Below are 23889 nucleotides of genomic sequence, written 5' to 3'. Positions count from 1 at the left end.
TTCAGGCGCGCCCCATCGCAAGGAACTTATCTTCGCGGTCGGTGCGCAGCCGCTCACGCGACTGGCCCTGCAAGCCGTCGAGTTCCTGCGCGAGCGCATCGCCGAGCGACTGGATCGCCACTTCGGGCGCCCGGTGCGCGCCGCCAACGGGCTCTGTCACGATACGATCGATGACCTTCAGCCCCAGCAGATCCTGCGCCGACATCTTCATCGCGGTTGCCGCATCGGGCGCCTTGTCGGCGGTGCGCCACAGGATCGACGCGCAGCCTTCGGGCGAGATCACCGAATAGACGGCATGTTCGAACATCAACACGCGGTTAGCGGCGGCAAGCGCGATGGCGCCGCCCGAACCGCCTTCGCCGACGATCGCCGCGACCATCGGCACGCCGAGCGCAAGGCATTGTTCGGTCGACCGCGCGATCGCTTCCGCCTGGCCGCGCTCTTCGGCCTGGATGCCGGGAAAGGCCCCCGACGTGTCGACCAGCGTCACCACCGGCAAACCGAAACGATCGGCAAGCTGCATCAGGCGGATCGCCTTGCGATAGCCCTCGGGCTTCGCCATGCCGAAATTATGCTTCATGCGCGACGGAATATCGTCGCCCTTCTCATGCCCGATCACCATCACGCGCCGACCGCGAAAGCGAGCGAGGCCGCCCAGAATCGCCTGATCGTCGCCGAAGTTGCGATCGCCCGCGAGCGGCATCCAGTCGTCGAACAGACCCGCGACATAATGTTTGAAATGCGGCCGGTCGGGGTGACGCGCGACCTGCGTCTTTTGCCAGGGCGTCAGCTTGGCATAGATATCGCGCAGCATCTTCGAGGACTTGTCCTCCAGCCGGGCAATATCGCCGTCGATATTGAGCGACGGATCGTCCCCCATTTCACGCAATTCGGCAATCTGGCGATCGAGCGCGGCGACCTGTTTTTCGAAATCGAGAAAGGCTGTCATAGGGGAGCGCTAGGCCGAAGGCGCCGCAACGTCAACGGCCCGCATCTGCGCCAGCGGATGGCGCCGGTTGACCAGCTCGACCAGCCGCCGGCTATCGACATGGGTGTAAATTTCGGTCGTCGCGATGTCGGCATGGCCCAGCATCATCTGCAACGCGCGCAGGTCGGCCCCGCCCTCCAGCAGATGGGTGGCGAAGGCGTGGCGCAGGACGTGCGGACTGACCCCCGCGGGATCGACCCCGGCGCGCGCCGCCAGTTCGCGCAGCATCTGGAACAGCCGTATGCGCGACACATGCGCCTTGCCCGACGGGAACAGCCAAGGTGTTCCATCGGCGAGCAGCGGCAGCCAGCGATCGAGCGCTTCGCGCGCCCGGTCGGACAGCGGCACCAGCCGTTCCTTGTCGCCCTTGCCGCGCACGATCAGAAATTGCCGCTCGCCCGCAACCGCACGGCGCGGCAGCGACACCAGCTCGCTCGCGCGCAGTCCGGAGCCGTAGAGCAGTTCGAGCAGCAGCAGCATGCGCATGGCGTTCGCGGGCGCTGCCTCCCCCGCTGCCTCCTCGCTAGCCTGCGCGAACAGCCGGTCGACATCATCGTGCGACAAAATGCGCGGCAGCGGACGGCGCGTGGCGGGACGCGCGATGTCGAGCGCCGGATTGTCGGTGCGCTCGCCCTCATCCTCCAGAAACGCGAAGAACTGCCGCAGCGCCGACAATTTGCGTGCAGCGCTGCTCGCCGCCAGCGTCCGATATGCGGCCATCAATGCGCGCAGCACGGCGGCGTCGGCATCGCCGAGCGAACCGCGCACCAGTTCTGCCGCCTGTTCAAGGTCGCGGCGATAAGCGAGGATGGTGTTTCGCGATGCCCCCCGTTCGGCGGACATCATCTCCAGAAAGCGGTCGATCAGGCGCGCGTCAGACACGCACCAGCGCTTCGGCCGCGATCATCCGGGCTTCGGCGTCGAGCCCGACGTCGTGGAGCGCCCGGACGATATGATAGAGGTGATAGGGCGGTATCTTGTCCCATTCGCCCTGCATCCCGGCCGCGGCAAGCAGCGCAACCATGCCGGGTTCGCGCCGCTGGGCGGCTTCGGAAATCGCACGCGTCCATCGCGTCTGCTTGCCCAGATCGACCCCCAGATCGCTGGCCGCCGATGACGCCTGCCCGGCGTCGATGCGGCCGAGGCCCGCGAGACCCGCGAGCAGGAATTTCGACCGCAAGGTTTCGGCACTGTCGTCGTCGCTGGCGAAGCTGCCGATCGACCCGGCGCCGACACCGGTCAGCGGGCGCGGCGACCCGACCGCCATGATGCCCCACCCGTGGCCGCCGACCGACAGTTTCGACACCCATTGCACCGCGCGATTGTCATATCCCGCGGTCAGCATCGATCCCAGCAACTGCCACGGATCGGCGCCGACATCGGCGCCGGTGGGCAGCGCGGCGGCGGCTCGCGCGGTGGCGACAAGCGCGGCATAGCGCGCCGTCGCGCCGGTGCCCGCGGACCAATATTCCGCCATCGCGGTATAGCGATCGGCGGCATTGGCGCCGCTGAACGCGCTGCGCAGCAGATCGGTTTGCGCCGCGAGCGCTTCGGGGGGCTCCTCCTCGCTCGACGTGGCGCTCAGCAGCGAAACATAGGCTTCGCTCGATAGCACGCCGCGCGATGCGGCATAGGGAGCGGCAGCGATGCGGTCGCCCATCGGCGTCATCGGCGCGAGTACCGTCCAGCTTCGGATCGAACCGGCCTCTGTGGCGCGCAGCGGTGCCGGAATGTCGATTCCCGTCGCGGTCGCCAGGCCAAAGCGCCAGCTCGTCAGGCGCCCGACCTTGTCCCATTCGATCGTTGTCGAACGGCGGCCGGCGCCCGTTGCGCCGAGTACGCGTTCGGCGAGCAGAATGTCGAAATTGCTGATCTTGCCGCTCGACCGTACCCGGCCGATCGCCCAGCCCGCGGGTCCGGCCTCGCCCGACATCCCGGCGCACATCGCCGCGGCGAGCCGCCAGCTTTGTTCGTCGCCATGGGCAAGCCCCGCGGGGACGTAAGGACAAAGCCCCGACGGATCGGCATTCGCCAGATAGGTCTGCTGGGCGGTCGCGACGAGCCGCGGGGTCGCGCGGTCATAATCGACCGACTGCACGATCATCCGCGCGGTGGTCGATTCGCCGAGCCGCAAGAGCAGCCCCGCGCGGTCGGCGGCAAGGTCGGCGCCGTTGATGGTATCAGGCGTGTCGATCGCCGACGCGAGCGCGCGGCGCAGCAATATCTGGCCCCAGCGCGATGCGACCTGACCGCGCATGCTGCGCATGATCGCCGCCGCATATTGGCCGCGCACCCCGAAGGCATCGGGCGCCATCCCGCCGGTTTGGGGCGTCAGCGGGCCGACCCGCGTCAACAGCCGGCGCGCGCCGGGCGGCAGGTCGTATTTGAGCTGGCCCGACGTGCCTTCCTCGCCATCGCTGGCCTCATCGCCCGCGTCGGTGTCGCCGCCGTCAAGCGTCGCGACGGCCGGCGGCGCAAGGGGCGTCGCACCAGCGGGTCCGCCCTTCGGCGCTGCGGTCGAAGAGGGCGCCGGGGTCGGCGATGGCGTCGGCGCCGGGCGCGGTGCCGGCGTGTCGGCGGGCTTGCCAAAGCCTTCGGGCAATAGCGATTCCTGCGCGACCGCCGGAAGCACGAGCGCAGCCGCGAGTGCGGTTCCCGACAATCCCAGGGTCAGCGCGAGCATTTTCTTTGTCATTGTGCCGCGCTTTCGGCAATCTTGTCGGTCACGTCCACCTCAATCATCTTCGCCTCGATCGGTCGTCCCAGCCAATAGAGGAACAGTCCGAACGCCAGCAGCAGCGCCAGGGCGAAAATCCCGGCGACCCAGCGCCCTTTTCCCGATCCTTGCGTTACGCGCAATATCCTGTGCCACCCGTGCCGGCTCGACCCAAATTTGCGCGGCGCAGCAAAATCATTGTTCCGCGCGGTTCCTGAGGTATAGCCGCGCGCACCATGTCGCGAAACCCGAAAAGCCCGGCCCCGGACATCGCGCCCGCAATTCGCGCGCGGCCGATCGTGCTCGTCGGATTGATGGGATCGGGCAAATCGACGATCGGCCGCCGCCTGGCGCAGCGCCTCGGCATGCGCTTCGCCGACGCCGACGACGAGATCGAACGCGCCGCCGGCATGACGATATCCGACATTTTCGCGCGCTTCGGCGAAGCGCATTTCCGCGACGGCGAACGCCGCGTGATCGCGCGCCTGCTCGCCAGTCGGCCGCTGGTGCTCGCGACGGGCGGCGGCGCCTTCATGAACGACGAGACGCGCGCGCTGATCCTGGGCAAAAGCCTGTGCATCTGGCTCGATGCCGACGTCGCGACCCTGGTCGAGCGCGTCGGGCGCCGCAGCCATCGCCCGCTGCTCAAGAACCGCGACCCCGGTGAGGTGCTGCGCGAACTCGCCGCGGTCCGCAATCCCGTCTATGCCGAGGCGCATATCCGCGTCAGCTCGGCAAGCAATCCGCACGAACATACGGTGCGCGCGATCCTGGAGGCGCTGTCGCAATGGAAGCCGCAATGACCAGACTGACCGTCGAACTCGGCGCGCGCAGCTATCCGATCCTGATCGGCAAGGGACTGCTCGACGAATTGGGCGCGCAGGTCGCCCCGCTACTGAAGCGTCCGCGCACGATGATCGTTACCGATACCCATGTCGCCGATGCCTATCTGGCCAAGGTCGGTGCCGCGCTGGGTGCAGAGGGCATTTCCTTTTCCTCGCTCGTCCTGCCCGCAGGCGAAGCAACGAAAAGCTGGGAGGGTCTGGCGCGGCTGACCGAATGGCTGATCGGCGAAGGCGTCGAACGCAGCGACCATGTGATCGCACTCGGCGGCGGCGTGATCGGCGATCTCGTCGGCTTTGCGTGCAGCATCGTCAAGCGCGGCTGCGCCTTCATCCAGGTGCCGACGACGCTACTCGCGCAGGTCGACAGCAGCGTCGGCGGCAAGACCGCGATCAACGTCGCCGCGGGCAAGAATCTGATCGGCGCCTTTCACCAGCCGGCGCTGGTGGTGATCGACCCCGCGACGCTGACCACCCTCCCCCGCCGCGAACTCGGTGCGGGCTATGCCGAAGTCGTCAAATATGGCCTGATCGACGATGCGGACTTCTTTGCGTGGTGCGAGGCGAACGGCGCCGCGCTGCTGGCCGGCGATACCGCCGCGCGCGCCTATGCCATCGCGCACAGCGTCGCGGCGAAGGCCCGGATCGTCGCCGCTGACGAACGCGAGATGCAAGATATCCGCGCGCTGCTGAATCTGGGCCACAGCTTCGGCCACGCGCTTGAGGCCGAAACGGGCTATTCAGAGCGGCTACTTCACGGCGAAGCGGTTGCGGCGGGCATGGTACTCGCGCATCGGTTTTCGGCGGCGAAGGGCCTGTGCTCCGCCGCCGATGCCGAACGGGTGCGCGCGCATCTGGCGAGCGTCGACCTGCCGCACAGTCTCGCCAGCGCGGGCATCAATACCGGCGGCGCGGTGCTTGCCGCGCATATGGCGCACGACAAGAAGGTACGCGGCGGCAAGCTGCCGCTGATCCTGACGCGCGGCATCGGGCAGAGTTTCGTCACCGACGAATATGGGCTCGACAGCGTAGCGGAATTTCTCGACGCGCAGGCGGCTTAGGCGCCATACGCCGGCCCGCGGACGCGTCACGCCGACTCGGGGTCGGCCGCCTGCATCGCTTCCTCGTCGCGCGCGGCGGCCTTTGCCTCCTGACGCCGCTGACGCAATTTTTCCAGCACGCTTGCCGACTCGCGGCCACCGCCGGGCTTGAAACGGTGATCCTTGCCCGCCGCGAGGTCGCCTTCGTCCATCTGCGCGGCGAGGCGCGTCGCGTCGAGCTGGCGCAGCGCCGCCTCGACATCTTCCATCTGGCGCGGGTCGACGTCGAGCTTTTCGAGCGCCATCAGCCCCAGCGCGATCGAGCTTTCGAACACCTCGCGCACCGCGCCTGCGGTTCCCGCACCCTCGATCGCCATCAACTGGCGCCGGTCGAAAACGCGCGTCAGTATCTTGGCCTGCGGGAAGGCTTCCACGATCGGACGCAATACTTCGGCATCAACCGTGGCGTCGTCGATGCAATAGATGATGACCCGCGCCTCCTCCGCGCCCGCGCGGCGGAGCAAGTCGAGCCGCAGCCCGTCACCGAAATAGACCTTGGTGTCGAACCGGCCGGACAATTCGATCTGGCTCGGCTTCTTGTCGATCAGCGTGACTGAACAATCGACCGCGTGGAGCATCTGCGCCACGATCTGGCCGAAGCGGCCATAGCCGATGACGAGCGCCGAGCCGCGCGGCGCATCGTCGGGTCCTTCGAGTTCGTCGCCATCGCGATCGGGCGAGAATTCGAGGTTGCGGGCGAACAGCATCAGGAAAGGCGTCGATACCATCGACAGTGTTACCACCGCGCTGAACAGGCTCGCCGCCTCGGGCGCGATAAGCAGCGCGTCGGCGGCCTGGGTAAAGAGCAGGAAGCCGAATTCACCGCCCTGGCTGAGCAAAAGCGCGAGGCCGAGCGCGGTTTTCCACGATTTGCCGAACGCGCGCACGAGCAGCGTCAGCACCACCACCTTGACCGCGACCAGACCCGCCGCGAGCAGCAGGACGCGCAGCGGATCGGCGAGGATCACGTTGACGTCGAGCACCATGCCGACGGCCAGGAAGAACAGGCCGAGCAGGATCAGGCGGAAGGGTTCGACATCGGCCTCTATCTCGTGGCGATACGGCGAATCGGCGAGCATCACGCCCGCGACGAAAGCCCCCAGCGCGGTCGAAACATGCAGGCTGTGCATCAGCGCCGAACTCGCCAGCACGACGAGCAGGCCGACGACGACGAACAGCTCGCGCTCGCCATAGCGCGCGACGAGGCGCAGCAGCGGATTGACGACGAACCGGCCGGCGAGGACCAGCCCCGCGATGGCGAGCAGCGTATAGAGCGTCAACAGCGTGCCCGGCGGCGCCGAAGGGTCGGCGGGCGCCCGCGACAGCGCGGCGATGATCGTGATCATCGGCACGATCGCCAGATCCTGAAACAGGAGGATCGAAAAGGCCTTCTCGCCGAAGGGCGAGTTGATCCGGCCTGAGCTTTTGAGGCTCGGCAGCACCTGCGCCGTCGACGACAGCGCGAGCGGCAGGCCAAGCGCGAGCGCCGCTGCAGGGCTGAAGCCCAGCGTCACGAAGATCAGCCCGGTCAGGAGCAGCCCGGTGACGACAACCTGCGCCAGCCCGAGCCCGAAAATGGCGCGGCGCAGCTGCCAAAGCCGACGCGGATGCAGTTCGAGGCCGACGAGAAACAAGAGGAAGGCGATGCCGATCTCGGCGATTTGCAGCTTCGATTCGCCACCGCCAACGAGGCCCAGACCGTGCGGCCCGACGAGCGCGCCGGCGATCAGATAGCCGAGCACCGCGCCGAGCCCCAAACGGCGGAAGATCAACACGAACAACGTAGCAACGCCCAGCAGCACCGCGCCTTCGAACAACAGCGTATCGGTCGGGGTGCGCGCCGCCACCTCGGTGACGGCGGGCGCCGTTGCCGCGACGAGAAAAGTCATGCCATCACCTCATCGTCCTCAAGCGCGGCGATGGCGGCATCGAAAGGCAGCAGTATAGCGCCCTGCCGCGCCGGATAGTCGCGCGCCGGCGCGAGCAGATCGAAGCCGGGCCAGTCGGGCATCGCGCCCTCGCCCGCGAACCAGGCGGCGATAGCGTCGCGCGCGGCGCGAATATCCCCGAGCGCGCGGCCGGGCGCGTGGCGTGCGACCAGCGCCGCCGACGCCTGCCCCAGCGCGCAGGCTTCGACGTGCAGGCCGACCTTCGTCACCCGTCCGCTCTCGTCAGCGTCGAGGTCGAGAATGATCGCGCTGCCGCATAGCGGCGCGCGCGCCGAGATATGATGGCGCGCCTCGGGCAGCGGCGGGTAATCGGCATTGGCGACTGCCAGCGCCAATATGTCGCGGTTATACAGCGGCGCGCTCATTTCGCAGCCGCGTCGGGCGCATCCTGCTTCGCGGTCGTGCTTTCGGCGGCGCGCGCTTCGGCCCGCCGCTCGGCGATCACCTTGCTCAGCGCGGCGCTCGTCGCGTTGAGTGCGGGATAGGTGCGGCTCTGTTCCATCCATTCGGGACGCTGCGCATTGCCATAGCCGATGTCATAGAGAAGCGTGACGAGCATGAAGCCGATCGCGGCGATCAACAGGCCCTTCACCGCCCCGAAACCCGCGCCGAGCCCACGGTCGATACCGCCGACGATCGAGGCGCGGCTGCGCTGCCCCATCGCCCGCGAACCCCATTTGGCGAGGCCGAAGACGATACCGAAGAGAAGAACGAAGGCGAGCATCGCCGCACCACCCGCCGTCCCAACCCAACGCGACACGAACTCGGTCACTGCCGGATGAAAGAAGCGCACCGCCGCGATCGCCAGCACCCAGGCGAGCAGCGTCGTCACCTCCTGCACCAGCCCGCGCGAAAAACCGAGCACTGCGCCGCCACCGACCAGCGTCAGCACGATGATATCCAGAGCCGTCAGACTTCCCATCTGCCGGTCGCTAGTCGCGCCCGAGCATCAGGTCAACGAGTTCGCCGAGCCGCGTGAAGCCGGTAACGCCGATACCGTTCACCGCTTTCATCCCCTTCGGCCCCCAGCCCGTTGAAAAACCGAGTTTCGCGGCTTCGCGCAGGCGCAGCGCGTCATGCGCGACAGGGCGAATTTCGCCCGACAGCGACAATTCGCCGAAGACGATTGCATCGGCGGGAACCGGCCGCTCGCTGAACGCCGAAATCAGCGCTGCAGCGACCGCCAGATCGGCGGCGGGATCGGTCAGACGATAGCCGCCCGCGATGTTGAGATAGACCTCGGCGCCGCCCATCTGAAGCCCGCAGCGCGCCTCGAGCACCGCCAGCACCATAGCCAGGCGCCCGCTGTCCCAGCCGACGACGGCGCGCCGCGGCGTCGCGCCGCTCGCCAGCCGCACGGTCAGCGCCTGCACCTCCACCAGCACCGGGCGCGTCCCCTCCAGCGCGGGGAAGACGACCGATCCCGGCACGTCGCGGCTGCGGTCGGTCAGGAACAGGCTCGACGGGTTGCTGACCTCGCCCAGCCCCTCCTCGCCCATCGCGAAGACGCCGATTTCGTCGGTGCCGCCAAAGCGGTTCTTCACCGCGCGCAGGATGCGATATTGGTGGCTGCGCTCGCCCTCGAACGCCAGCACCGTATCGACCATATGTTCCAGCACGCGCGGACCTGCGATCGTGCCATCCTTGGTGACATGCCCGACGAGGACGATCGCCGCGCCGCCGTCCTTGGCATAGCGGATCAGTTCCTGCGCGCTCGCGCGGACCTGACTCACCGTTCCCGGCGCGCTGTCGATGAGGTCGCTGTGCATCGTCTGGATCGAATCGATGACGACGAAATCGGCGTCGCGGCTGTCGAGCGTCGCCAATATGTCGCGCACCGACGTCGCGCTCGCCAGCGCGACCGGCGCATCGCCGAGCCCCAGCCGCTGCGCGCGCAGCCGCACCTGACCCGCCGCTTCCTCGCCGCTGATATAGACGACCGACTTGCCCGCCTTCGCGAGCCGCCCGGCCGCTTGCAACAACAAGGTCGACTTGCCGATCCCCGGATCGCCGCCGATCAGCGTAGCCGATCCGGCGACGAAGCCGCCGCCGAGCGCCCGGTCGAATTCGGCGATGCCGCACAGCATCCGCTCCGGCATCGGGCTATGCTCGCCCAGCGTCTCGAGCGCCAGCGAACGGCCGCCTTTCGACAGGTCGTGCTTGGCTGAAAAGACGGTTTCGCTCGCCTCTTCGACCAGGGTATTCCACTCGCCGCAATCGGCGCATTGCCCCTGCCACCGGTACGAGACCGACCCGCAATTCTGGCAGACATATTGACGCTTAGCTTTGGCCATGCGGCTCGCATAATCGGAACAAAGATGGAACGCCAGCGCTTTCCTCTCGGTCATTGCGAGGAGCGTAGCGACGCGGCAATCTCCCGCTCTCGACTTTGCGCAAGGCGATGGCTGGAGATTGCTTCGCTTCGCTCGCAATGACGATCAAACCCCTTTACGGCAGCTTCAAACCCGAATCACCTTCGCACAGGAAAGCTCCGCGCCATGAAATTCTTCGCCGACACTGCCGAAATCGCCGACATCAAGGAACTGGCCGCAACGGGATTGCTCGATGGCGTCACCACCAACCCGTCGCTGATCGCCAAGTCGGGCCGAGACTTCAAGGAAGTGACGAAGGAAATCTGCGCACTCGTCGATGGCCCGGTCTCGGCGGAAGTCGTCGCGCTCGACCATGAAACGATGATGAAGGAGGCCGAGATCCTCCGCAAGATCGCCGACAATGTCTGCATCAAGGTGCCGCTGACGATCGACGGGCTCAAGACCTGCAAGGCGCTGACCGGCGACGGCACGATGGTCAATGTCACGCTCTGCTTCTCGGCGACGCAGGCGCTGCTCGCGGCAAAGGCGGGCGCGACCTTCGTTTCGCCCTTCGTCGGTCGCCACGACGACAATGGTTTCGACGGCATGCAGTTGATCGCCGACATCCGGCTGATCTACGACAATTATGCGTTCGAGACCGAAATCCTGGTCGCGAGCGTGCGCCACGGCATCCATGTCCTCGAAGCCGCCAAGATCGGCGCCGATGTGATGACCGCGCCGCCGTCGGTCATCAGGGGATTGTTCAAGCATGTCCTGACCGAAAAGGGCATCGAAGGCTTCCTGGCCGACTGGGCCAAGACCGGGCAGTCGATCTGACCCCTACAAAACCCAAAACAGTCGTGTGTCCCCGCGAAGGCGGGGATCCATCTCCCGCCGGCTCAAAATGGCACCTTCCGGAGATGGGCTCCCGCCTTCGCGGGAGCACACCGTTATTTGGCTCAGCTTTCCAGTTGACGTAAACGTCAACCTCCCGCGATACTCGTCCGAAAGGGAGAGATTCGCGATGACCGACACCACCATTCTTACCGAACGCCGCGGCCATGTGCTGATCGTCACGATCAACCGCCCCGAGGTGCGCAACGCGGTCAACGCCGCGGTCCACGTCGGCATCGGCACCGCGCTCGAAACCGCCGAGAACGACCCCGAAATCCGCGCCGTCGTCATCACCGGCGCGGGCGACAAGAGCTTTTGCGCCGGCGCCGACCTCGTCGCCCTGTCGCGCGGCGAGAGCCTCGCGCCGTCGGACCCCGATCAGCTTGCATGGGGCTTCGCGGGCATGGTGTCGCACCCGATCTCGAAGCCGATCATTGCCGCGGTCAACGGCTTCGCTTTCGGCGGCGGCTGCGAGATCGCGCTGATGAGCGACATCATCGTCGCTGCCGAGCACGCCCAATTCGGCCTGCCCGAAGTCAAGGTCGGGCTGTTCGCCGCTGCGGGCGGTGCCTTCCGCCTTGCGCAGCAGATGCCGCGCAAGCTGGCGATGGAGCATATGCTGACCGGCGACCCGATCCCCGCCGCGCGCGCGGCGCAATTCGGCCTCGTCAACCATGTCGTCCCGCTCGCCGAGCTGATGCCGACCGCGCTTGCGCTCGCCGACAAGATTGCCGCCAACGCGCCGCTATCGGTGCAGGCATCGAAGCGCGTCGCACTTGGCATCCAGGACGGCCGCATCGCCGCCGACGCGCCCTATTGGGAGCACAACACCCTGGAACGCAGCGCCTTGATGCGCAGCGAAGACGCGCGCGAAGGCCCGCGCGCCTTTGCCGAAAAGCGCAAGCCCGAATGGAAAGCGCGCTGACATGACCATGACCGATCCCGAGCGCATTCCCGTCATCATCGGCGTCGGCCAGGTCAACGACCGCCCCGCCGACCCCGACGAAGGGCTCGACTCGCTCGGGCTTATGGTCGCGGCGCTGCGGGTCGCCGCCGAAGACGCCGGCGTGCCGCTCGCAGAGATCGACAGCCTCGCGATCGTCGACCAGATCAGCTTTCACAGCCTTGGCAAGCTGCCCGAACCGCTGGCCGCCGCCATCGGCGCCAGCCCGGCGATCAATTACCAGTCGGCGGCGCCGCACGGCGACACGCCGGTACGCCTGCTCAACGAAGCGGCGAACCGCATCGGCGCAGGCGAGGTGAAGCTCGCGGCCATCGTCGGCGCCGAAGCGCTGCGCACCGCCGCGGGCCGCGCCGCCAAGGCCGCGAGCGGCGAGGACAAGAGCTATAACGCGATCCGCAAGGTCGCGACGCGGCGCGAGCCTGATTATGCGCAGAAGCACGGCCTCGCCGCGCCGGTCGACGTCTATCCGCTCTATGAAAATGCGACGCGCGCCGCCTGGGGCCAGAGCCTCGCCGAAGCACAGGATGAAAGCGCCGAAATCTGGTCGCGCTTTTCGGAGGTTGCGGCGGAAAACGAAGGCGCCTGGATCCGCAAGCCCGCAACGCCTGCCGACATCCTGCGCGTCGACGAGCGCAACCGGCCGATCGCCTTTCCTTACTCCAAGCTGATGGTCGCCAATTCGTCGGTCAATCAGGGTGCGGGCTTCCTCGTCGCCAGCCTGGCCGAAGCGCGGCGGCGCGGCATACCCGAAGATCGGCTGATTTACGTGGGTATGGGCGCCGCGGCGAAGGAGCCGCCGAGCATCCTCCGCCGCGATCGCTATAACGGCAGCGTCAGCATGGAAACCTCGATCAACCGCACGCTCGCGCTCAATGGCATGACCGCGCAGGATTTCGATTTCGTCGAGCTCTACAGCTGCTTCCCCTGCGTGCCGAAGATGGCACGCCGCACGCTCGACTGGCCGGTCGACTGCCCCGCGACGGTGTTCGGCGGGCTGACCTTCGGCGGCGGCCCGATCGCCAATTATATGAGCCACGCAATCGTCTCGATGGTTGAAAAACTCCGCCGCGAAGGCCGCTACGGCTTCCTCTTCGCCAATGGCGGCTTCGCCACCGACAATCATTGCATCGTGCTGGGCAAGGAGCCGATCGCCGCCGCCAGCTTCCCGCAGGATTTCGACTATCAGGCCGAAGCCGAGGCCAAGCGCGGACCGGTGCCCGATCTGGTCGAAGATTATGCGGGGCCGGCGACGATCGAGAGCTACACGATCTTTTATGGCCGTGACGGTGCGCCAAGGGCGGGCGTGGTGGTGGCACGGACTCCGGCAGGAGAGCGCACGCTCGCACATGTCGATGTGGAGGATGCGGCGATGTTGGCATTTCTGACCGACGGCAAGGCCGAACCGGTCGGTGCAGCGGGCCAGATAGTGGCGCTCGACGAAGGCTTCGGATGGCGGGCAGGCTGACGAAACTTGTCGTTGCGAGGACCCGAAGGCGACGCGGCAATCCCCAGCTATCGACCTTGCGCTAGCCGACAGCTGGAGATTGCTTCGCTTCGCTCGCAATGGCGAGGATTGCTAACCCAGATCGAAACTGACCCCCTGCGCCAGCGGCAGCGCGTCGGAATAGTTTACCGTGTTCGTCGCGCGGCGCATATATTGGCGCCACGCATCCGACCCGCTCTCGCGTCCGCCGCCGGTTTCCTTCTCGCCGCCGAACGCTCCGCCGATCTCGGCGCCCGATGTGCCGAGATTGACGTTGGCGATGCCGCAATCGCTCGCGGCCAGGAAGCGCTCGGCTTCGCGCAGGTCGGTGGTGAAGATCGCCGATGACAGTCCCGCCGCCACATCATTGTGCAGACGGATCGCGGTGTCGAGATCGTCGTAGCGCATGACGTAGAGGATCGGCGCGAACGTCTCCTCCAGCACCGGGCCGACCTGCCCGGGCATTTCAACGAGTGCGGGGCGAACATAATAGCTCGCGCCTTCGCCGACCCGCTCGCCGCTATGCACGACGCCGCCCGCGGCCTTTGCCGCCGCCAGCGCTGCCTGCATCGCCTCATAGGCAGCGCGGTCGATGAGCGGGCCAACCAGCACCGTACTCTCCAGCGGATTGCCGACGCCGACGCTGGCATAGGCCGCCTTCAACCTGGCGACGAAGCCGTCATGGATGCTGTCCTGGACGAACAGCCGCCGCGTCGTCGTGCAGCGCTGCCCTGCGGTGCCCATCGCGCCGAACGCGACCCCGCGCAGCGCGAGATCGAGGTCGGCCGAGGGGGCGACGATCACGCCGTTATTGCCGCCGAGTTCGAGGATCGCGCGCGCGAACCGCTGCGCGAGGCGCGGCGCCACCGCGCGGCCCATGCGCGTCGATCCCGTCGCCGAGACGAGCGCGACGCGGGCATCGTCGACAAGCGCCTCGCCCGTCTCGCGCCCGCCGATCAGAACCTGCGACAATCCTGCGGGCGCATCGCCGAACCGCCGCAAGGCGCGCTCGAAAATCGCCTGCGTCGCCAAGGCGGTAAGCGGCGTCTTTTCGGAAGGCTTCCAAACCACACTGTTGCCGCAGACGAGCGCTAGCGCGGCATTCCATGCCCAGACGGCGACCGGAAAATTGAAGGCGGAGATGACGCCCACGACGCCCAGCGGGTGCCATATCTCCATCATCCTGTGCCCGGGTCGCTCGGTCGCGATGGTGAGGCCGTGAAGCTGGCGCGACAGGCCGACAGCAAAGTCGCAGATGTCTATCATCTCCTGCACCTCGCCCGCGCCTTCGGACCGAATCTTGCCGGCTTCGATCGTCACAAGCGTCGCAAGATCATCCTTGGCGGCGCGCAGTTCTTCGCCGAACAACCGCACCAGTTCGCCGCGGCGTGGGGCGGGCACGTCGCGCCACGCGCGGAACGCCGCACCGGCGGCAGCGAGCGCGGCATCGGTGTCGGCGGCATCGGCGATCCGCACCGCCGCGATCTGCTCACCGGTCAGCGGCGAATGGGACGGCATCGAACCCTGGGTGTACAGCGCGTGCTCCACGCCGAGCGTATCGAGCAGGCCTGCTGTCATTTTCTCGATCCCGGCCATCCTTCGTCCTTTCGTCCACGCCATCGGGCAGCCGCATAATACTCCTCCCCCGTTCGTGTCGAGCGAAGTCGAGACACTACGACGGCGCGCAATGACGATAGGGCATCTCGACTTCGCTCGATGCGAACGGCTAAGGGGATAGCAAATAGAGGAGAGATGCAGTGTCCGAACTACCCCCCTCCGAACCCTTCGTCCCCGTGCCCGCCGATGCCGCCGCGAACACGCATTGCAGCGCGGCCGATTATGACCGGCTCTACGCCGCCAGCATCGACGATCCCGACGGTTTCTGGGCCGATCAGGCGCAGCGCATCGACTGGATGACGCCGCCAACGAAGATCGCGGGCTGGTCCTACGATCCCGTCAGCATCAAATGGTATGAGGACGGCGTTCTCAACCTCTGCCACAATGCGCTGGACCGCCATGTCGCCGCGGGCCATGGGATGCGCACCGCGATCATCTTCGAACCCGACGCCCCCGATGGCGAGGTGCGGCACATCAGCTATGCCGCGCTGCTCGCCGACACGATCCGCATGGCCAACACGCTCAAGAAGATGGGTGTCCGCAAGGGCGACCGCGTCACCATCTATATGCCGATGATCCCCGAAGGCGCGATGGCGATGCTCGCCTGCGCGCGCATCGGCGCGATCCACAGCGTCATCTTCGGCGGCTTTTCGCCCGAGGCGATCCACGGGCGGATCGAGGATTGCGGCAGCGACTGGGTGATCTGTGCCGACGAAGGACTGCGCGGCGGCAAGACGATCCCGCTTAAGGCCAATGTCGACAAGGCACTCGATCGCGTCGAGGTAAAGGGCGTGCTCGTCATCGCGCACACCGGCGGCGACGTCGCGATGCGCGAAGGCCGCGACCATTGTTACGACGCGCTGTCGGCCGATGTCGACGCGGACTGCCCGTGCGAGCCGATGGGCGCCGAAGACCCGCTGTTCATCCTCTACACCTCAGGATCGACGGGTAAGCCCAAGGGCGTGCTGCACACCGTCGGCGGCTACAGCGTGTGGACCGCGTCTACCTTCTGGTACGGGTTCGATTATCGGCCGGGCGAAATCTTCTGGTGCACCGCCGACATCGGCTGGGTCACGGGGCACAGCTATGTCGTCTACGGCCCGCTTCAGAATGGCGCGACGACGCTGATGTTCGAAGGCGTCCCCAACTACCCCGATCACGATCGCTTCTGGCAGGTCGTCGACAAGCACCGGGTCAACATTCTCTACACCGCGCCGACCGCGATCCGTGCGCTGATGCGCGAAGGCGACGATTATGTGACGCGCCACGACCTGTCGACGCTCCGGCTGCTCGGGAGCGTCGGCGAACCGATCAATCCCGAGGCATGGCGTTGGTATCACCAGCTCGTCGGCAAGGGCCGCATCCCCGTCGTCGATACCTGGTGGCAGACCGAGACCGGCGGCATCATGATCACGACGCTTCCCGGCGCGCATCCGATGCAGCCGGGCAGCGCGGGGCGCCCCTTCTTCGGCGTTCGGCCGCAGCTCGTCGATGCGGATGGCGCGGTGCTTGCCGACGAACAGGTCGGCGGCGCGACCGAGGGCAATCTGTGCATCACGCACAGCTGGCCGGGGCAGGCGCGGACGGTCTATGGCGACCATGACCGCTTCATTCAGACCTATTTTTCGACCTACAAGGGCAAATATTTCACCGGCGACGGCTGCCGCCGCGATGCCGAGGGCTATTGGCGGATCACCGGGCGGGTCGACGATGTCATCAACGTCTCGGGCCACCGCATGGGCACTGCCGAGGTCGAAAGCGCGCTCGTGCTGCACGATCTGGTCGCCGAAGCCGCGGTCGTCGGCTTTCCGCACGACATCAAGGGCCAAGGCATCTACGCCTATGTCACGCTGAATGCGGGGGTCGAGCCGACCGAAGAGATTGCCGCCGCGCTACGGCAGCAGGTGCGCACGGAAATCGGCCCGATCGCGACGCCCGACCATATCCACCTGACCCCCGCCCTTCCCAAGACCCGGTCGGGCAAGATCATGCGGCGGATTCTGCGCAAGATCGCGGAAAATGACTTCGGCTCGCTCGGCGACACGTCGACGCTGGCGGACCCGAGCTTGGTCGACGGGCTGATCGAAGGCCGGAAGAACCGGTAACCCTAACCCCTCCCGCAAGCGGGAGGGGGATTTAGAAATGAAAGTCCGGCAGTTCGGCCAGGGCAATGCCCAGTGCCTCGGCCCAGCCGTGCGACACATTGTGGAAATAGGGATCGTCGCGTTCGAAGCGGCGTTCGTGGACGCCGTGGAAATCGTCGCGTTCGTGGACCTTCAGGTCGATCGGCAGGTCGACCCCGGCGTTGGCGCGGATCGTCGAATCGAACGAGACGCACAGCAGCTTGACCGCATCCTCGAACGACATGGCGGGATCGTAGGACCGCACGATGATCGGGCGGCCATATTTGGTTTCGCCGATCTGGAAGAAGGGATTATCCTCCCCCGCTTCGATGAAATTGCCCTCGGGATAGATCAGGAACAGGCGCGGTTCGGCGCCGGCAATCTGCCCGCCGACGATCAACGAGGCGCGAAAGATCGATTCGGCGGCCGGCCCTTCGGCGCCGTAGCGCAGCACGATCTGGCGCAGCGTTTCCCCGACGATCGTCGCGACCTGGAACATCGACGGCGCCTGCAGGATCGACGGCTGACGTTCTTCAGGCGCCTTGGTGCGTTCGTCGAGCAGGCTGACGACCGCTTGCGTGGTCGCCAGATTGCCCGCCGACATCAGCGTGATCACGCGCTCGCCCGGCACGTGCCAGCTGCGCATCTTGCGCACCTGCGATATGTCATCGACGCCGGCGTTGGTGCGGGTGTCCGACATGAACACCAGCCCCTTGTTCAAACGCATGCCCACGCAATAGGTCATCGAATCCCCGTCCCGCCCCTGTGCTGTCCCGATTATTGCTGCACCTGCAATTGGACAACCAGATTTTCCTGCGCCGCACCATAGCGCATGCCTCGAACCGGGGCGGCGTCGCGATAATCGAGCCCCGTCGCGACGCGGATATAGCGCTGGTCGGGCGAATGGCCATTGCTGACGTCGAAACCGATCCAGCCGATATGGTCGAAATAGGCCTCGGCCCAGGCGTGGGTGGCGTCCTGATGGGTGCGGTCGTCCATGCTGAGATAGCCCGAAACATAACGCGCGGGGTGGCCCAGATGGCGCATCGCGGCGATGAAGATATGGGCGTGATCCTGGCACACCCCGCCCTCGCCCCCCAGCGCCTGTTCGGCGGTTGTCTCGGCATCGGTGACGCCGATGCGATAGGCCAGGCGGTCGAGGATAGCCGCCGACAGCGCATGCGCGCGTTCGATATCGTTCGCGAAGTCGCGGCCCAATCCGGCGGTCAGCGCGCGCACGCCCCGTCCCGCACGCGTAAGCGGCGTCGGGCGGAGGAAGATCCACAGCGGCATCGCCCCGCGATGCGCCCCGATCACCCCGTCGGTGGTGAGCAGTTCGACCGCGCCGTGGCACCGGATGACAAGTTCGGCATCGCCGCCGTGCACCGCGATCAGATCGACGCCATTGCCGTGATGATCGACATAATGGAGCTGCTTTTCCCCGCCCTCGACCTCGATCGTCCAGTCGTGGATCCGCTGCTGGCCCGGCCGGTCCTTGGGGGTCAGGCGCAGTTGTTGCAGCGCATAGCCGACGGGAGCGTCATAGCGATAATGGGTGGTATGATCGACACGCAGGAACATCGTCACTCCACGAAACGGTAATCGCGCTCGATCTGCATCGCGAGCGCCGAATTGGCGGACAGGAAATCGGTCAGATATTCGTGCAGGCCACCATCGAAGATCGCCTGGATCGGCCCCGCGAGCTTTTGCCGGCACAGGGCATCGGCCATCCGCCCTGCCTCGGTCTCTTCGCCATAGCCGCGCTGCAGCCAGGCAAGATTGTCCTGCATCTTGGCGCAGCAAAAGGCGAGGCTGCGCGGCATCTGGCCATAAAGGATCAGGAATTCGGCGATCTTGAGCGCGCTGATCTCGGCTCCGTAGAGCCAGCGATAGGCGCGGTGCGCCGACACCGACCGCAGGATCGTCTCCCACTGCACATTGTCGATCGAGGTGCCGATATGCGCGACCGAGGGCAGCAGCAGATAATATTTGACGTCGAGGATGCGCGCCGTGTTGTCGGCGCGTTCGAGGAAGGTTCCCAGCCGCGCGAAATTATAACCATCGTTGCGCAGCATCGTGCCGGTCAGCGCACCGCGCACCTGCGCACTCTGCTGACGGATCGCGGCGAGCACGTCGGGCAGATCGTCCTCGCGCACCGGCCGCTTGAGCAGGTCGGTCAACGTCATCCAGCTCGTATTCACCGCCTCCCACACCTCGCGCGTCAGCGCGGTACGCGCGGTGCGCGCATTGTCGCGCGCGTGCTTGACGATCGACAGGATGCTCGACGGGTTGGCCGGGTCGCGCAGCAGGAAATCGACCACGCGCGCCGAGCTGTAATCATCGTGCGTCGCCAGGAACGCCTGATCGACCCCCGCGGTTTCCAATATCGAGCGCCATTCGGCGGGCGCCGTCTGCGACCGGGTGAGCGCGATGCGAAAGCCCGCGTCGATCAGTCGCGCATTATTCTCGCTTCGTTCAAGATAGCGCGCCATCCAGAAGAGGCTGCCTGCGGTTTTGCCTAGCATCGCCGTCAGTCCTCCAACACCCAGGTGTCCTTGGTGCCGCCGCCCTGGCTGCTGTTCACGACCAGCGATCCCCTCGTCATCGCGACGCGCGTCAGGCCGCCGGGGGTGATGGTGATGCCCTGCGGCGACATCAGGACAAAGGGGCGCAGATCGACATGCCGCGGCGCAAGGCCCTTTTTGGTGAAGATCGGCACCGTCGAAAGCGACAGGGTCGGCTGGGCGATATAATTGCCGGGGTTTGCCTCCAGCTTGGCGCGGAACGCTGCGATTTCCTTCCGGCTTGCGGTCGGCCCGACGAGCATTCCATAGCCGCCCGACCCGTGCACTTCCTTCACCACCAGTTCGGGAAGCCGGTCGAGCACCTCGCGCAGATGTTCGGGCTCGCTGCATCGCCACGTCGGCACGTTGGGCAACAGCGCCTTTTCGCCGGTGTAGAATTCGATGATGTCGGGCATGTAACTATAGAGCGCCTTGTCATCGGCGATCCCGGTCCCCGGCGCATTGGCAATCGTGATGCCGCCCGCGCGATAGACGTCCCATATCCCCGGCACTCCCAGCATCGAATCGGGACGGAAATTCAGCGGGTCGAGAAAGTCATCGTCGACGCGGCGGTAAAGAACGTGGATCGCGCGATAGCCCTGCGTCGTGCGCATCGCGACCCGGCCATCGACGACGCGCAGGTCATGCCCTTCGACCAGTTCGGCGCCCATCTGATCGGCTAGGAAGCTGTGCTCGAAATAGGCGCTGTTGTGGATGCCCGGCGTCAGCACCGCGACAGTCGGCGTACCGCCGCACATCGGCGGCGCACAGGCCGACAGCGATTTCAGGAGGTTGATCGGATAGTCGCCGACCTCGCGCACCGGCACTTTCGCGAACAGCTCGGGAAACATCTGGAGCATCGTTTCGCGATTCTCGAGCATATAGGACACCCCCGACGGGGTGCGGGCATTATCCTCCAGCACATAGAATTCGTCGGCACCGGTGCGGACGATATCGATGCCGCTGATATGGGTATAGACGCCGCCGGGCGGATCCATGCCCATCATCATCGGCAGGAAGGCATCGTTGCGCGCGATCAACGCGGTCGGCACCCGGCCGGCACGCAAAATCTCCTGCCGGTGATAAATATCGTAGAGAAAGGCGTTGAGCGCGCGCACCCGCTGTTCGATCCCGCGCGACAGGCGCCGCCATTCGCCCGCAGCGATGATCCGCGGCACGACGTCGAACGGGATCAGCCGCTCGTCGGCGTCGGCCTCGCCATAGACGTTGAAGGTAATGCCAGTGGTGCGAAAAAAGGCTTCGGCCTGCTGCGTCTTGCGCTGGATGCGCTGGGCATCCTCGGCATCGAACCATTCGCAATATTCGCGATAGGGCGGCCTGGTCCCGCCATCCCCGGTTATCATCTCGTCGAAGAAGGAAATGCTCCGACCCTTTCCACGCAACAGCTACGCCAACCGCGCACGATAAACGCGGCGCCCTGTTCCGACCTGCTACGTCGCCCGGCGGCTACGCGGCCACCAAGCTTATGGGAAAGATGCTAATCGCGCCGCCGCGCGATGGCAAGCGGCCTCGTCACGGCGCGAAGGGCCGCGCGCACCGGCGCGCGGCCCCGCCGTCCTATGCCGTCAAAGCTGCCCGTGGCAGTGCTTGTACTTGCGGCCCGAACCACAGGGGCACGGCGCGTTGCGGCTGATCTCCAGCGCGGCATAGGGATTTTCGCCTTCGGGAAGATCGGGGCGCGGCACCTGCATCGGCGGCAGCGTGTCGGCGATCACGCCCAGCGATCCGCCGTCTATATCGGCACTGTTGTCCTCGCCCGTGAAGGGATCGATGTGCGTCGTCAGGAAGTCCGGCAGGTCGGGTAACGGCATCGGTTCGGGTTCCTGGAACTGGAAATCGATCCGCGCCACGGTGCGCGTCACATCCTCGCGGATATTCTGCAGCATCCGTTCGAACAGCCCGAAAGCCTCGGCCTTATATTCGTTGATCGGCTGCTTTTGCGCATAGGCGCGCAGGAAGATCGCCTGCCGCAATGCGTCAAGCGTCGCGAGATGGTCCTTCCAATGATGGTCCAGCGTCTGGAGCAGGATCGACTTTTCGATACCGCGCCAGCTTTCCTGGTCGACTTGCGCCGCCTTTTCGGCGGCGGCCGCGTCGGCCATCTGCTGGATGCGCTCCTCGAAGATTTCGGCGTCGACCGCATCTTCCTGCATCCATTCATCGAACGGCGGGCTGAGGTCGAGGATGTTCGCCACCCGCTCCTTCATCGCCTCGATGTCCCATTGCTCGGGATAGCTGCCCGGCGGGCACGCATCGGCGACGATCGCATTGACCGTTTCGGCACGCATCGCCGTCATCGCGTCATCGACCGTTTCGCTGTCGATGATCTCGCCGCGCTGTTCGTAGATCACCTTGCGCTGGTCGTTCATGACGTTGTCATATTCGACCACCTGCTTGCGGATGTCGTAGTTGCGCGCCTCGACCTTCTTCTGCGCGGTCTCGATCGCCTTCGACAGCCACTTCGATCCGATCGCTTCGCCATCCTCGAGATTCTTGTTCATCATCTTGGCGAACAGCGTGTCGGGACCGAAGATGCGAAGCAGATCGTCGTCGAGGCAGAGGTAGAATTTCGACAGGCCGGGGTCGCCCTGACGGCCGGAACGGCCACGCAGCTGGTTGTCGATGCGGCGGCTTTCGTGGCGCTCGGTGGCGAGCACGAACAACCCGCCGGCGGCCTTCACCGCCTCTCGCTCGGCGGCGACTTCCTCGCGGATTCGCGCCTCGGCGGCGTCGCGTTCGGCGCCTTCGGGCATGTCCTTCAGCTCGTCCTCAATGCGGAATTCTTCGCTGCCGCCGAGTTTGATGTCGGTGCCGCGGCCCGCCATGTTCGTCGCGATCGTCACCGCGCCGGCGCGGCCGGCCTGCGCGACGATATGCGCTTCGCTTTCATGGAAGCGCGCGTTGAGGACGCTGTGCGGCACGCCTTCCTTTTCGAGATAGGAGGACAGAAGCTCGGACTTCTCGATCGACACCGTGCCGACCAGCACCGGCTGGCCGCGCTCGTTCGCATCGCGGATCGTGCGTGCGATCGCGCCGAACTTGTCGGTGATATTCTTGTAGAATTCATCTTCCTCATCGATGCGCGCGATCGGGCGGTTCGTCGGGATGGTGACGACGTTCATCTTGTAGATTTCGAAGAATTCGGCCGCCTCGGTCGCCGCGGTGCCGGTCATCCCGCTCAGCTTGGGATACATGCGGAAATAATTCTGGAAGGTGATCGAGGCGAGCGTCTGGTTTTCGGGCTCGATATTCACGCCCTCCTTCGCCTCGACCGCCTGGTGCAGGCCGTCGGACCAGCGGCGGCCATCCATCATGCGGCCGGTGAATTCGTCGATGATAACGACCTTGCCGTCCTTGACGATATAGTCGGTGTCGCGGCGGAACATCACGATGGCTTTCAGCGCCTGGTTGACGTGATGGACGACCTGCGTGTTCTCGATATCGTAGAGGTTGCTGCCCTGGAGCAGCCCGGCGTTTTCGAGCAATCGCTCGACATGCTCGGTGCCTTCTTCGGTCAGGCTGATCGACTTCGCCTTTTCGTCCTTCTCATAATCCTCTTCGCCGAGCTGAAGGACCACTTCGTTGACGCGGATATAGAGTTCGGATTTGTCGTCGGTCGGGCCGGAGATGATCAGCGGCGTACGCGCTTCGTCGATCAGGATCGAATCGACTTCGTCGACGATGCCGAAATTGAACGGGCGGTGGACCATCTGGCCGCGGTCATATTTCATGTTGTCGCGCAGATAATCGAAACCCAGCTCGTTGTTCGTCGCATAGGTGATGTCGCTGTTATAGGCGGCGCGGCGTTCGGTTTCGTTGAGGTTGGGAACGATGATCCCGGTCGTCAGCCCCAGAAAGCCATAAACGGTGCCCATCCACTCGGCGTCGCGGCGGGCCAGATAATCGTTCACGGTGACGACGTGAACGCCCTTGCTCTCGAGCGCATTCAGATAGCAGGGCAAAGTGGCCATCAGCGTCTTGCCTTCGCCCGTCGCCATTTCGGCGATTTCGCCGCGGTGGAGGACGATGCCGCCAATCATCTGCACGTCGAAATGGCGCATGCCGAGCGTGCGCTTTGCCGCTTCGCGAACCGTCGCAAAGGCTTCGGGCAGGATGTCGTCGAGCGTTTCGCCGGCATCGAGCCGGGCGCGGAACTTCGGGGTCTGCGCCTTCAATTCCTCGTCGCTCTTCGCTTCCATTTCGGGCTCGAAGGCGTTGATCTTGGCGACGGTCTTGCGGATCGAATTGACGTAGCGGTCGTTGGACGAGCCGAACAGGCTCTTGGCAATGCTGCCGAACATGGCGGATTTCCTTGG

20 protein-coding genes are annotated in these 23889 nt (G+C 65.7%); 6 read left to right on the top strand and 14 right to left on the bottom strand.

Features of this window, described 5'->3' with window-relative positions; genetic code table 11:
• Position 1: 1 nt before the first annotated feature.
• The 4 genes from L0963_RS16515 to L0963_RS16500 are packed head-to-tail and all read right to left on the bottom strand — an operon-like array spanning position 2 to position 3847.
• Positions 2-949 carry an acetyl-CoA carboxylase carboxyltransferase subunit alpha gene (locus tag L0963_RS16515; protein WP_003052803.1) on the bottom strand — a complete coding sequence of 316 codons (948 nt, stop codon included), beginning with the start codon at positions 947-949 and terminating at the stop codon, positions 2-4.
• A 9-nt stretch (positions 950-958) separates the two neighbouring features.
• The gene (locus L0963_RS16510; protein WP_217373237.1) at positions 959-1870 is read right to left on the bottom strand and encodes a tyrosine recombinase; all 912 of its coding nucleotides are present in this window, start codon (positions 1868-1870) and stop codon (positions 959-961) included.
• Entirely contained in the window at positions 1863-3683 is a 1821-nt protein-coding gene (locus L0963_RS16505) for a hypothetical protein (protein WP_217373236.1), read from the bottom strand. The genes L0963_RS16510 and L0963_RS16505 overlap by 8 nt, the downstream gene beginning before the upstream one ends.
• The gene (locus L0963_RS16500; RefSeq protein ID WP_186403454.1) at positions 3680-3847 is read right to left on the bottom strand and encodes a hypothetical protein; all 168 of its coding nucleotides are present in this window, start codon (positions 3845-3847) and stop codon (positions 3680-3682) included. Before L0963_RS16500 ends, L0963_RS16505 begins: the two co-directional genes overlap by 4 nt.
• Positions 3848-3940: 93 nt before the next feature.
• Between L0963_RS16500 and L0963_RS16495 the strand changes: the two genes are divergently transcribed.
• Together L0963_RS16495 and aroB are read left to right on the top strand one after the other, a co-directional pair.
• A complete protein-coding gene (locus L0963_RS16495; RefSeq protein WP_217373235.1) occupies positions 3941-4507 on the top strand; it encodes a shikimate kinase in 567 nt (188 codons plus the stop codon).
• Positions 4504-5607: a 3-dehydroquinate synthase gene (aroB, locus tag L0963_RS16490; protein WP_217373234.1), complete on the top strand. Its 1104-nt coding sequence runs from the start codon at positions 4504-4506 to the stop codon at positions 5605-5607. Before L0963_RS16495 ends, aroB begins: the two co-directional genes overlap by 4 nt.
• Before the next feature lie 26 nt (positions 5608-5633).
• Here aroB and L0963_RS16485 read toward each other — a convergent pair whose 3' ends face one another.
• From L0963_RS16485 to radA, 4 genes are read right to left on the bottom strand one after another with little or no spacing between them, the layout of a single operon-like run.
• Entirely contained in the window at positions 5634-7535 is a 1902-nt protein-coding gene (locus L0963_RS16485) for a cation:proton antiporter domain-containing protein (RefSeq protein ID WP_234180581.1), read from the bottom strand.
• Complete coding sequence (locus L0963_RS16480) at positions 7532-7960, bottom strand: iron-sulfur cluster assembly scaffold protein (RefSeq protein ID WP_234180579.1); 429 nt, start codon at positions 7958-7960, stop codon at positions 7532-7534. The genes L0963_RS16485 and L0963_RS16480 overlap by 4 nt, the downstream gene beginning before the upstream one ends.
• A complete protein-coding gene (locus L0963_RS16475) occupies positions 7957-8517 on the bottom strand; it encodes a CvpA family protein (protein ID WP_234180577.1) in 561 nt (186 codons plus the stop codon). The genes L0963_RS16480 and L0963_RS16475 overlap by 4 nt, the downstream gene beginning before the upstream one ends.
• Before the next feature lie 10 nt (positions 8518-8527).
• Positions 8528-9889, bottom strand: a complete 1362-nt coding sequence (gene radA / locus L0963_RS16470; RefSeq protein ID WP_234180575.1) for a DNA repair protein RadA — start codon at positions 9887-9889, stop codon at positions 8528-8530.
• A 204-nt stretch (positions 9890-10093) separates the two neighbouring features.
• Here radA and fsa point away from each other — a divergent pair, with 204 nt between their 5' ends.
• The 3 genes from fsa (at position 10094) to L0963_RS16455 (ending at position 13230) form a co-directional block, all read left to right on the top strand.
• On the top strand, positions 10094-10744 hold the full coding sequence (fsa, locus tag L0963_RS16465) for a fructose-6-phosphate aldolase (protein WP_234180573.1): 651 nt from the start codon (positions 10094-10096) through the stop codon (positions 10742-10744).
• 187 nt (positions 10745-10931) lie between these two features.
• The gene (locus L0963_RS16460) at positions 10932-11726 is read left to right on the top strand and encodes an enoyl-CoA hydratase-related protein (protein WP_234180571.1); all 795 of its coding nucleotides are present in this window, start codon (positions 10932-10934) and stop codon (positions 11724-11726) included.
• Position 11727: 1 nt separating this feature from the next.
• Positions 11728-13230 carry an acetyl-CoA acetyltransferase gene (locus tag L0963_RS16455; RefSeq protein WP_234180569.1) on the top strand — a complete coding sequence of 501 codons (1503 nt, stop codon included), beginning with the start codon at positions 11728-11730 and terminating at the stop codon, positions 13228-13230.
• A gap of 111 nt (positions 13231-13341) precedes the next feature.
• On the opposite strand, the gene amaB is transcribed toward L0963_RS16455, so the two are convergent.
• Positions 13342-14826 carry an L-piperidine-6-carboxylate dehydrogenase gene (gene amaB / locus L0963_RS16450; RefSeq protein WP_234180567.1) on the bottom strand — a complete coding sequence of 495 codons (1485 nt, stop codon included), beginning with the start codon at positions 14824-14826 and terminating at the stop codon, positions 13342-13344.
• A gap of 179 nt (positions 14827-15005) precedes the next feature.
• Between amaB and acs the strand changes: the two genes are divergently transcribed.
• Positions 15006-16970, top strand: a complete 1965-nt coding sequence (acs, locus tag L0963_RS16445) for an acetate--CoA ligase (RefSeq protein ID WP_234180565.1) — start codon at positions 15006-15008, stop codon at positions 16968-16970.
• Between the two features lie 31 nt (positions 16971-17001).
• Here the strand turns inward: acs and L0963_RS16440 are convergent, their stop codons facing one another.
• The 5 genes from L0963_RS16440 to secA all read right to left on the bottom strand — a co-directional run bounded on the left by L0963_RS16440 (position 17002) and on the right by secA (position 23874).
• Complete coding sequence (locus tag L0963_RS16440) at positions 17002-17733, bottom strand: proteasome-type protease (RefSeq protein ID WP_003052754.1); 732 nt, start codon at positions 17731-17733, stop codon at positions 17002-17004.
• A 32-nt stretch (positions 17734-17765) separates the two neighbouring features.
• Positions 17766-18569: a transglutaminase family protein gene (locus tag L0963_RS16435; protein WP_234180630.1), complete on the bottom strand. Its 804-nt coding sequence runs from the start codon at positions 18567-18569 to the stop codon at positions 17766-17768.
• A 2-nt stretch (positions 18570-18571) separates the two neighbouring features.
• Entirely contained in the window at positions 18572-19513 is a 942-nt protein-coding gene (locus tag L0963_RS16430; RefSeq protein WP_058813208.1) for an alpha-E domain-containing protein, read from the bottom strand.
• A 5-nt stretch (positions 19514-19518) separates the two neighbouring features.
• Complete coding sequence (locus tag L0963_RS16425) at positions 19519-20916, bottom strand: circularly permuted type 2 ATP-grasp protein (RefSeq protein WP_234180563.1); 1398 nt, start codon at positions 20914-20916, stop codon at positions 19519-19521.
• 222 nt (positions 20917-21138) lie between these two features.
• On the bottom strand, positions 21139-23874 hold the full coding sequence (gene secA / locus L0963_RS16420; RefSeq protein WP_003052744.1) for a preprotein translocase subunit SecA: 2736 nt from the start codon (positions 23872-23874) through the stop codon (positions 21139-21141).
• Positions 23875-23889 lie beyond the last annotated feature (15 nt).

The organism is Sphingopyxis sp. NFH-91 (assembly GCF_021401285.1).
Classification (GTDB): domain Bacteria; phylum Pseudomonadota; class Alphaproteobacteria; order Sphingomonadales; family Sphingomonadaceae; genus Sphingopyxis; species Sphingopyxis terrae_A.
Note: the sequence above shows the minus strand (reverse complement) of the source record. Positions and strands in the feature narration are given on the sequence as shown.